We start from the raw sequence: 9284 nt of genomic DNA on the forward strand, positions 1-9284 counted from the left end.
TGACGACAAAATTCTGAAAGCGTCGCGAGCGAAGGCCCTCAACGCCGTATGGCGCGCGGAGCCCGCAGCAGCTTTCAGTCTGGGATGACGGCGATCACATCGATTTCCATCAACCACTGCGGCTGCGCCAGGCCGCTGACCACCAGGCCGGTGGAGATGGGGAACACGCCCTTTAGCCATTTGCCGACTTCCTGGTAGACCGGCTCGCGGTAGCGCGGGTCGATCAGGTAGGTGGTGGTCTTGACGATGTGCGACAGGTCGCTGCCGGCTTCTTCCAGCAGTTGCTTGACGTTCTTCATCGCCTGCTCGGCCTGGGCGCGCGGGTCGCCGAGGCCGACCAGGCGCCCTTCGAAGTCGGTGCCGACCTGGCCGCGCACATAGACGGTGTTGCCGGCGCGCACGGCCTGGCACAGGTCGTTGTCCAGGCTCTGGTTGGGGTAGGTGACCTTGGTGTTGAACATGCGGATGCGGGTATGGGTAGGCATCGACTGGCTTCCTTTATTCGGTTTCTGTAACAGGCTCTAAAGCTGGGTTCAGTCAGCGTTCTGGCGCTGCGCGCTATCGCGATAGGCCAGGTAGGTGCGCTGCGTGGCGATATGCCCGGCGACGTGTTTGGCGTCGTGCCAAACGCCCCAGATAAAGCTCGAACCCCGGCGCGCCAGCCACGGCAGGCCGAGGAAGTAGACCCCCGGCTCGCTGGACACCCCGCGCTGATGCTGCGGCTTGCCCTTGGCGTCGAAGGCATCCACCTGCAGCCAGCTGAAATCCACGGCATAGCCGGTGGCCCAGATGATCGAAGTCACGCCGGCCTTGGCCAGATCCAGTTCGACCAGCGGCTTACTCACGCACTCCGGCTCCGGGTAGGTGGCGCGGGCTTCCGGCTCTTCCGGCAGGTCGAGACCGTTGCGGGCGATATAGGCGTCCGCCGCATCCAGCAGCGCCAGGTAGTTCTCATCGCCACGCGCCAGGTTGTCGGCCACGTCCTGCTGGAAAGTCACCACGCCGTCGGCGAAGGATTGGGTCAGGCCGACCAGCGTCATGCCCTGATGGGCCAGGCCACGGAAGTCGACCGTGTGGCCGCCACGGGCACCGCTGACGGCGATGGTCACGTGTTCCTTGCCCGGCTGGGCGGCTTCTGCATCCCACAGGCCGAGCACACCCAGCCACCAGCAAAAATCACGGTTGCGATAGGCGCGCGGCGGGCGGTCGTGCGGGCCAACCGAGAGGTAGGCCTTGCGCCCGGCACGCTGCAGTTCGTCGGCGATCTGCACCCCCGACGAGCCGGCGCCGACCACCAGCACGGCGCCCTCGGGCAGCTGCTGCGGGTTGCGGTACTCGGCCGAGTGGATCTGGGTGAGCCGCTCGTCCTTGGGCGCGATAGGCGGGATAACCGGGCGCTGGAATGGTCCGGTGGCGGCAACCACGCGGCGGGCCTGGATCACCCCTTCGGACGTTTCAATGCGGAAGCCCGGGCGGTCGCTATTGCGCACCACCTTCTTCACCTCCACACCGGTGCGGATCGGCGCCTCGAACTTCTGCGCATAGGCTTCGAAATAGGCCGCCACCCGCTCCTTGGGGGCAAAGGCATCGGCATCGAGATCGTCGAATTCCAGGCCCGGGAAGCGGTCGTGCCAGGCCGGACCATTGGCCACCAGCGAATCCCAGCGCCCGCTGCGCCAGGCTTCGGCGATACGGTTGCGCTCCAGCACCAGGTGCGGCACGCCGAGCTTGCTCAGGTGCTCACTGATGGCCACGCCGGCCTGGCCGGCGCCCACCACCAGCGTGTCGATTTCTGTTCCTTCAAGGGTCACGCCTGTGTGTTTCTGAAAGGCGGTTTGATTCAGGTCGGTCATGGCTTGCCTCCTCTGACTCCGAACATTGCAGTTCTACTGCTGCGGCTATCTGTGGGTGTGGCCGCATTCTGTTCGGAGCCGGGGATTGGCGAAATTATGATTTTTGTAGTCGCTGGCAAGGTAAAAGCGTGCCCGCCCGCAAAGCGCGGGATCCGTAGGGCAGAAGGCTGGGGCTATAGGTTTTTTAGTGTCAGGGGCGACAAATTGAATAGGCAAGGCAAGGCAAGGCAAGGCAAGGCAGGGCAGGGGCGGGACGGGACGGGCGTAGGGCGGATATGCCGTAGGCTTGTCCGCCGCCGCATTGCCCTTGGCTTAGATAATCCGCGCCGCGCCGTTTTCCTGATGGGCACTGAGCTTGATGCCGATAAATTTCGAGGTGGGGGTAAAGCTATGGATGCCGAAGCTATCCAGGGGCACCAGGGGGTTGGCCTCCGGGTAGTAGGCGGCGGCCTGGCCGCTGGGGATGTCGTAGGCCAGCAGGGTAAAACCGCGCACCTGGCGTTGCACGCCGTCATTCCACAGCGAATCGATATCGACCTTCTGCCCGGGCTCGAAGCCCAGGCGGCGGATATCCTCGGCATTGATAAACAGCACCTGGCGCTGGCCCTTGACCCCGCGATAGCGGTCGTCGAGGCCGTACAGGCTGGTGTTGTACTGGTCGTGGGAGCGCAGGGTCTGCAGGATCAGGTCGGCCTGCGCGCCGCTCTGGCTGATCTGCGCCGGCAGCAGGCTGGCCGGTAGTGGCTGGCTGCTGAAATTGGCCAGGCCGCTGGCGGTGCGCCATTGCCGGGTGCTGGCGGCGTTGCCCAGGTAGAAGCCGCCGCGTTGCCGGAGGCGCTGGTTGAAGTCGGCGAAGCCGGGAATGCAATCGGCGATCAGTTCGCGGATGCGGCTGTAGTCGGCGATCAGCGTCTCCCAGTCCACCGGGTGCTGGCCCAGGGTGGCCTGGGCGATGCCGGCGATGATCGCCGGTTCCGAACGCATCTCGCGCGACAGCGGTTCGAGCTGGCCGTGGGAGGCGTGGATCATGCTGAAGGTGTCTTCCACCGTCACCGCCTGCGGGCCGCCGGCCTGATGGTCGATGTCGGTGCGGCCGAGGCACGGCAGGATCAGCGCATCCGTGCCGCAGGTCAGGTGGCTGCGGTTGAGCTTGGTGCTGATCTGCACGGTCAGCGCGCACTGGCTCAGGGCCTGGTGGCTGCGCGGGCTGTCCGGGGTGGCCTGGGCGAAGTTGCCGCCTAGGCCGATAAACACCCGGCTGCGCCCGTCGAGCATGGCGTTGATCGCCTCCACCGTGTTGTGCCCGTGAGCGCGCGGCACCTGAAAATTAAAGCGTGCCTGCAGGGCATCGAGCAGGGCGGCCGGTGGCCGTTCGTTGATGCCCATGGTGCGGTCGCCCTGCACGTTGCTGTGGCCGCGCACCGGACACAGGCCGGCACCGGGGCGGCCAAGGTTGCCGCGCAGCAGCATCAGGTTGACGATTTCCTGGATGGTCGCCACCGAGTGCTGGTGCTGGGTGATGCCCATGGCCCAGCACATGATCACCCGTTCGGCGTTGCGGTAGAGGCTGGCCATCTGGCGGATTTCGGCGAGGTCGAGGCCGGCCTGGACCTCGATAGCCTCCCAGGAGGTGGCATCCAGTTCGGCCAGGTAACTGTCGATGCCCTGGGTGTGTTCGGCGATAAAAGCATGGTCGAACACCTGGCCTGGCTGTTCGCGTTCCCAGGCCAGCAGCTGCTTGGCCATGCCGCGCAGCAGCGCCAGGTCGCCGCCCAGGGCCGGGCGGAAGTAGGCGGTATGGGTCGCGGATGAGCCGTTGCTAAGCATCTCCAGGGGGTGCTGCGGATGCTGGAAACGTTCCAGACCGCGCTCCTTCAGTGGGTTGCAGCACACCACCTGGGCGCCGCGGGCCACCGCCTCGCGCAGCGGTTCGAGCATGCGCGGGTGGTTGCTGCCGGGGTTCTGTCCGAGCACGAAGATGGCGTCGGCCAGGGCGAAATCGTCGAAGGTCACGCTGCCCTTGCCGACCCCCACCGTCTGGTTGAGGGCGATGCCGCTGGCCTCGTGGCACATGTTCGAGCAGTCGGGGAAGTTGTTGCTGCCGAAGGCGCGGACGAACAGCTGATAGAGGAAGGCCGCCTCGTTGCTGGCCCGGCCCGAGGTGTAGAACTCGGCCTGGTTGGGATCATCGAGGCCCTTGAGGTGCTCGGCGATCAGGGCGAAGGCGGCGTCCCAGCTGACCGGTACATAGTGGTCTGAGGCGGCGTCGTAGCGCATCGGCTGGGTCAGGCGGCCCTGGTATTCCAGCCAATAGTCGCTCTGCTCGCGCAACTGGGCGACGCTGTAGCGGGCGAAGAAGGCGGCATCCACGCGGCGCTTGGTGGCTTCCCAGTTGACCGCCTTGGCGCCGTTCTCGCAGAACTTGATGCGGTCGTCGTGGGGCGAGTCGCCCCAGGCGCAACCGGGGCAGTCGAAGCCGCCGTGCTGGTTGGTCTTGAGCAGGGCGCGCAGGTTCTTGAACGGCTGCTTGGAGTCCAGCCAGGCGTGGGTCACGCTGCGCAGCGCCCCCCAGCCGGCGGCCGGGCCTTTATAGGGGCTGTAACGCGGGGCTACTGGTTGCAGGCTCATAGGTTTTGACCTTGGGCGGGAGCGGGGGCGGGGCTATAGACCCGTGGCGCGCTGTGGTGGGGCAAGTGAATTAGGTTGAGCCGATGGCGGCGCGCCCAGTCCACGGTCAGGGCGGTGGGCGCGGACAGGCTGACCAGGGTGCCGAGGCCGGCGCGTACCGCCTTGTGGATCAACTCCAGGCTGCAGCGGCTGGTGATCACCACGAAGCCGGCGCGGGCATCCAGGCGCTGGCGCTGCAGGGCGCCAATCAGTTTGTCCAGGGCGTTGTGGCGGCCGATATCCTCGCGGCACAGGCGGATCTGCCCCTGCTGATCGACGAACAGCGCGGCGTGCAGGGCGCCGCTGGACTGGGCCAGGGTCTGGCTCTGGGCGATACGCTGGCGCAGGCCGTGCAGCTGGGCGGCGGGCGGCAAGGGCGCCGGTTGCAGATCCGGCAGCGCGGGTAGCGCCTGCTCCAGGGCGGCCACGCCGCACAGGCCGCAACCGCTGCTGCCGGCCATCTGCCGGCGCTGCTGCTTGAGCGCCCAGAAGGCGCGGTTGCTGATGCTCAGTTCGACCTGGCGGGCGCTGTCGGTGCCGCTCAGCTGGATGTCATAGATATCGTCGATGGATTCCAGCAGACCCTGGCCCAGGCTAAAGCCCACTGCGAAATCTTCCAGGGCATCGGGGCTGAGCATCATCACCGCCTGGGTGATGCCGTTGTAGCTGATGGCCAGCGCGCATTCCTCGGCCAGCACTGTGTGCGAGCCCTGCAGCGGGTGTTCCAGCTCGGCATAGTGGAAGTCGCGCGGTGGCATAGGTTGGCTGGCGCTGACGCAGGCGATCCGCGGGCGTGACATGGGCAGGGCCTCTGGCGCTGATGGATGGTCTCAGAACCTGTTTACGATCTGCTGCGCGTCGGCCCTACTGCGTTAAAAACAGGCTCGGAATGCTCATTTACACCAGTAAACTCCGCTTCCTCGCCTGTTTGACCAGCCGGAGGCTGTTACTAACGTAGCGCCTTGTATGGCTCTAGCTCGCGAGATCGTAAACACGTTCTCAGGCTATGCCCTATAAGCGGGTGCGTCTAATCAGTGCTACCGATGCTGTGATAGAGCGGCTCGATAGTGCGCTGGAAAGCCTGTGTCTGGCGGGAGGAGTCCATATACGGATGTAATCCGGGAGCGGTTGTTCAGCCGCAGGGTTTTCCCGGATTGCATCCGGGCTACAAAAAATACCGCTCACTTGACTCAAGTGAGCGGCATTGTGGGGCTGGCGGATACAGCTGACGCTAGTGCGCGCTGCGCATCCTACGGGGCCTGGGCTATAGAACGGCTAGTCGAGCAGTTCCCAGGCGGCGGCAAAGCAGGCCTCGGCCAGGGGCGAGCGCGGGGCGGCGCGGCGCATCAGCAGGCCCAGGGGGGCCAGGGTGTGGGCGGCGCCGATCGGCGTCAGGCGCAGGTGCGGGTTGCCGTTATCCAGGCCACTATTGAGCGGCACCAGGGCGCAGCACAGGCCGGCGTTAACCGCCTGCAGCAGGCTGTGCACCGCATCGGTTTCCAGCAGGGGACTGGGGCTCAGGCCGCGACTGCGCAGACAGTGGTCGATGGATTGGCGAAAATGCATGCCGCTGGACAGCAGACCCAGGGGCAGGGCGGCCACCGCCTGCCAGTCCAGTTCGGGCTCGGTGATAGCGAAGTGGCGGCTGTCGTGCAGCAGGCCGATGCCGGTATCGGCCAGTTCCAGGCAGTCGAAGCGCTCGCGGTCGATGCGCTCCAGGTAGGCCAGGCCGAGGTCCAGCTGGTTGCTGGCCAGGCGCTCGATAATGGTTTCGCTGCTCAGGGCGAACAGCTGAAAGCGCAGGTTCGGGTGCTGGCGGGCGAACAGGCCGAGCAGGCGCATGGGGTCTATCCCGCCCAGCGGCACCAGGCCCAGGCGCAGGGTGCCGACCAGCTGCCCGCGGCAGGCCGAAGCCTCGGCATACAGGCCGTCATGGGCGGCCAGCAGGCTGTGGGCCCAGGCCAGGATGCGTTCGCCTTCGGCGGTAAAACCCTCGAAGCGCTGGCCGCGGCGCACCAGGGGCAGGCCCAGTTCCTCTTCCAGGCCGCGCAGGCGCATGGACAGGGTCGGCTGGGTGACATGACAACGCGCCGCGGCCTGGCCGAAGTTATGCGTCTGCTCCAAGGCGATCAGGTATTTCAGCTGCTTGATATCCATAACGTCGTCCTTGTTGGCCTGTTATGGCGCGCCGTGGCGGTTGGCGCTGGCCTGCACTATGCGCTGGGCCGGCACCCGCAGTTGGGTCAGCAGGTAGTCGGCGAAGTCCGGCGCGTAGGGTTGCAGGGCAATGGCCTGGGCCATGCAGCTGAGCCAGAGTTCGCTGAGACGCTGGTCTATGGGCCACTGGGCGTGGAAGGACGGAATGGCGATGCTCCCGTACTTCTCGCTAAACAGCTTGGGGCCGCCCAGCCAGCCGCTGAGAAAACAGGCCAGCTTGTCCCGCGCCCGCTCCAGGCTTTCCGCGTGCAGGCGGCGCAGGTCGGCGGCCTCGGGTTGCTGGTCCATCAGCCGGTAGAAGTCGCCGGTCAGGCGCTGCAGGCCGTCGATGCCACCGGCGGCCTGGTAGGAGGCGTCGCCCACACCGTAGACAGGTTGCGTACTCATGGCGGGTCCTCGGATAAGCGCGGGCTTACTCGCCCTTGATCTCTTTTAAGTGCTTATACACCGTGGCGCGGCCCATATTCAGCACGTTGGCCACGTAGTTGGCGGCGCTCTTGCCCTTGAACGCGCCTTCGGCGTGCAGGGCCTCGACCAGTTCACGCTTGTGTTCGCGGGTCAGCAGGTTGAGGCCGAGCTGGCGCTGGCGCAGCCAGCTGTGCAGGAAGCTGTTGATGCGCTCCTGCCAGTCGTCGCGAAACAGCGCGTCGGGCTGCGGGATCAGTTTGCTTGCGGAGAGGAACAGGTCCAGGGCCTGCTTGGCGGTTTCGAACAGGGAGATATTCAGGTTGATGCACAGCACGGCGATGGGCGTGCCGCCCGCGTCGCGCAGCACGCTGCTCATCGAGCGGATCTTCTGCCCGTCCCAGTTGAGCTTCTCGTAGGGGCCGATAGTGCGCTCGTCGATTTCGCCGCTGAGCATGTCTTCCAGGGCCGCATCGTCACCTATGGCGCGCTTGGAAATATTGTTGGCGATGTAGTCGACCTTCTGCGTGCGCAGGTCGTGCAGCACCACTTCGGCGTGGGGGAAGAACAGGGTGGCGATGGCGTCGGCTATGGCCCGGTAATTGTCCAGGGAGGGGTCGTGGCGGGGCGGCGTCATGCGGCTAACTCTTCAGGCTCGGGAGGCGTTGCGAGTGTGCCGCAAAGCGCCCGAGGCGTCATCCTCGGGCGCAGGTGCGCACACTAAGAGTCTGGACTCTGGGCCAGACGTGCGGGCGAGAGCATCTCGGCGCTCAGGCCGAACTGGCGCAGCTGCTCGGGCAAGGGCTCGCCGCGGGCCAGGGCGGCGCAGGCCATGCCCATGGCTGCCGAGGTCTGGATGCCATAGCCGCCCTGGGCCGCGACCCAGAAGAAACCCGGCACCCGGGCATCGAAACCGCCGACCAGGTCGCCATCGGCGACAAAGCTGCGCAGCCCGGCCCAGGTGTGATCCGGGCGGCGAATGCTCAGGCTGGTGTGCTCCTCGATCTGGTAGATGCCCATGGCGATATCCAGCTCTTCGGGCTGCACATCATGGGGCTCGACCGGGTCGGCGTTGGCCGGCGAGCCGAGCAACAGGCCGGCATCCGGCTTGAAGTAGAAGGACTCGTCCAGGCTGACCACGCAGGGCCAGGCGTGGCAGTCCACGCCTTCCGGACCCGGGAAGGTAAAGGCGGCGCGGCGCTTGGGGACCAAGCCGATGGGCGCGACCCCGGCCAGCTCGGCGATGCGGTCGCACCAGCCGCCGGCGGCATTGATCAGCACCTGGGCGCGGTACTGCTCGGCGCCGCAGTCGACCAGCCAGCCTTGTTCGTCACGGCTGATGGCGATGACCTCGCGGCTGTTGTGAATTTCCCCGCCCTGCTGGCGGATGCCGCGCAGGTAGCCCTGGTGCAGGGCGTCGGTGTCGATATCGGCGGCGCTGGGGTCGAGCATGGCGCCGTGGATCTTGTCGCGGCGCAGCACCGGCACCAGGGCGCAGGCCTGGTCCGCATCCAGCAGGCGCATCTCGGGGACGCTGGCCTTGCCGCTGTCATATTGGCGCTGCAGTTCTGCGGTGTCGCCGCCGAAGTCCACCACCAGCTCGCCACGCGGGGTCAGCAGCGGGTGTTCGGCGAAGCCGGCCGGCGGCGTATCGAAGAAGGCGCGGCTGGCGGCGGTCAGGGCGCGCACCTGGGGCGTGCCGTAGGCCAGGGTATAGAGCGCGGCGGAACGCCCGGTGGAGTGATAGCCGGGCAGCTGCTCGCGCTCCAGCAGCATGACCTTGCCGTGGGGGGCGAGGAAGTAACCGGTGGAGGCCCCGGCTATGCCGGCGCCGATGATCAGGTAGTGGGTCTGTTGCATCAGTGCGCTCCCTGGTCGCTGTGCTTGAGCTGGTAGAGGGCATTGGCCAGGGCGACGTCTTCCAGGCCCAGGCCGATGGAGCGGAAGAAGGCATGGCGAGTGTAGTCCGGGCGCCGCGCCTTGCCGCTCAACAGTTCGGCCAGATCGCCCTGGATCGCCGCACTGCTCCAGCCCAGTTCGCCGGCCAGCAGCATCTCGCCGGCGCTGTCCGGGGTGGTGGCGCGGTAGTCGCAGTAGACATCCATCGCGCTCAGGCTGGCAGGCGGTACTTCATGGGCGCGC

General features: G+C 66.4%; 8 protein-coding genes and 1 pseudogene. All 9 read right to left on the reverse strand.

Translation table 11 applies throughout. The features are described from left to right. Positions 1 to 74: 74 nt before the first annotated feature. Positions 75 to 485 carry a RidA family protein gene (locus tag Q8Q83_RS10300; protein WP_305623424.1) on the reverse strand — a complete coding sequence of 137 codons (411 nt, stop codon included), beginning with the start codon at positions 483 to 485 and terminating at the stop codon, positions 75 to 77. Positions 486 to 533: 48 nt separating this feature from the next. Further along, complete coding sequence (locus tag Q8Q83_RS10305; RefSeq protein ID WP_305623426.1) at positions 534 to 1853, reverse strand: NAD(P)/FAD-dependent oxidoreductase; 1320 nt, start codon at positions 1851 to 1853, stop codon at positions 534 to 536. Positions 1854 to 2165: 312 nt separating this feature from the next. Then, a complete protein-coding gene (locus Q8Q83_RS10310) occupies positions 2166 to 4481 on the reverse strand; it encodes an FdhF/YdeP family oxidoreductase (protein ID WP_305623428.1) in 2316 nt (771 codons plus the stop codon). After that, entirely contained in the window at positions 4478 to 5320 is an 843-nt protein-coding gene (gene fdhD / locus Q8Q83_RS10315; protein ID WP_305623429.1) for a formate dehydrogenase accessory sulfurtransferase FdhD, read from the reverse strand. Before fdhD ends, Q8Q83_RS10310 begins: the two co-directional genes overlap by 4 nt. A gap of 475 nt (positions 5321 to 5795) precedes the next feature. After that, positions 5796 to 6677, reverse strand: coding sequence for a LysR family transcriptional regulator (locus tag Q8Q83_RS10320; protein ID WP_305623431.1), 882 nt, complete (start codon positions 6675 to 6677; stop codon positions 5796 to 5798). 21 nt (positions 6678 to 6698) lie between these two features. Continuing rightward, complete coding sequence (locus Q8Q83_RS10325; RefSeq protein WP_305623433.1) at positions 6699 to 7124, reverse strand: group II truncated hemoglobin; 426 nt, start codon at positions 7122 to 7124, stop codon at positions 6699 to 6701. 25 nt (positions 7125 to 7149) lie between these two features. Further along, positions 7150 to 7779: a transcriptional regulator gene (locus Q8Q83_RS10330; RefSeq protein ID WP_305623435.1), complete on the reverse strand. Its 630-nt coding sequence runs from the start codon at positions 7777 to 7779 to the stop codon at positions 7150 to 7152. Between the two features lie 83 nt (positions 7780 to 7862). After that, positions 7863 to 9002: an FAD-binding oxidoreductase gene (locus Q8Q83_RS10335; RefSeq protein ID WP_305623437.1), complete on the reverse strand. Its 1140-nt coding sequence runs from the start codon at positions 9000 to 9002 to the stop codon at positions 7863 to 7865. Next, positions 9002 to 9284 (reverse strand): annotated as a pseudogene (locus tag Q8Q83_RS10340) (ornithine cyclodeaminase family protein); the annotation flags it as partial. The pseudogene Q8Q83_RS10340 and the gene Q8Q83_RS10335, both read right to left, overlap by 1 nt.

The organism is Pseudomonas sp. (assembly GCF_030696055.1).
Lineage (GTDB): Bacteria > Pseudomonadota > Gammaproteobacteria > Pseudomonadales > Pseudomonadaceae > Aquipseudomonas.

Coding starts and splice junctions, on each gene's coding strand:
- Q8Q83_RS10335 (WP_305623437.1), bottom strand. CDS start 9,002: ATGCAACAGACCCACTACCTGATCATCGGCGCCGGCATAGCCGGGGCC.
- Q8Q83_RS10300 (WP_305623424.1), bottom strand. CDS start 485: ATGCCTACCCATACCCGCATCCGCATGTTCAACACCAAGGTCACCTAC.
- Q8Q83_RS10330 (WP_305623435.1), bottom strand. CDS start 7,779: ATGACGCCGCCCCGCCACGACCCCTCCCTGGACAATTACCGGGCCATA.
- fdhD (WP_305623429.1), bottom strand. CDS start 5,320: ATGTCACGCCCGCGGATCGCCTGCGTCAGCGCCAGCCAACCTATGCCA.
- Q8Q83_RS10305 (WP_305623426.1), bottom strand. CDS start 1,853: ATGACCGACCTGAATCAAACCGCCTTTCAGAAACACACAGGCGTGACC.
- Q8Q83_RS10325 (WP_305623433.1), bottom strand. CDS start 7,124: ATGAGTACGCAACCTGTCTACGGTGTGGGCGACGCCTCCTACCAGGCC.
- Q8Q83_RS10310 (WP_305623428.1), bottom strand. CDS start 4,481: ATGAGCCTGCAACCAGTAGCCCCGCGTTACAGCCCCTATAAAGGCCCG.
- Q8Q83_RS10320 (WP_305623431.1), bottom strand. CDS start 6,677: ATGGATATCAAGCAGCTGAAATACCTGATCGCCTTGGAGCAGACGCAT.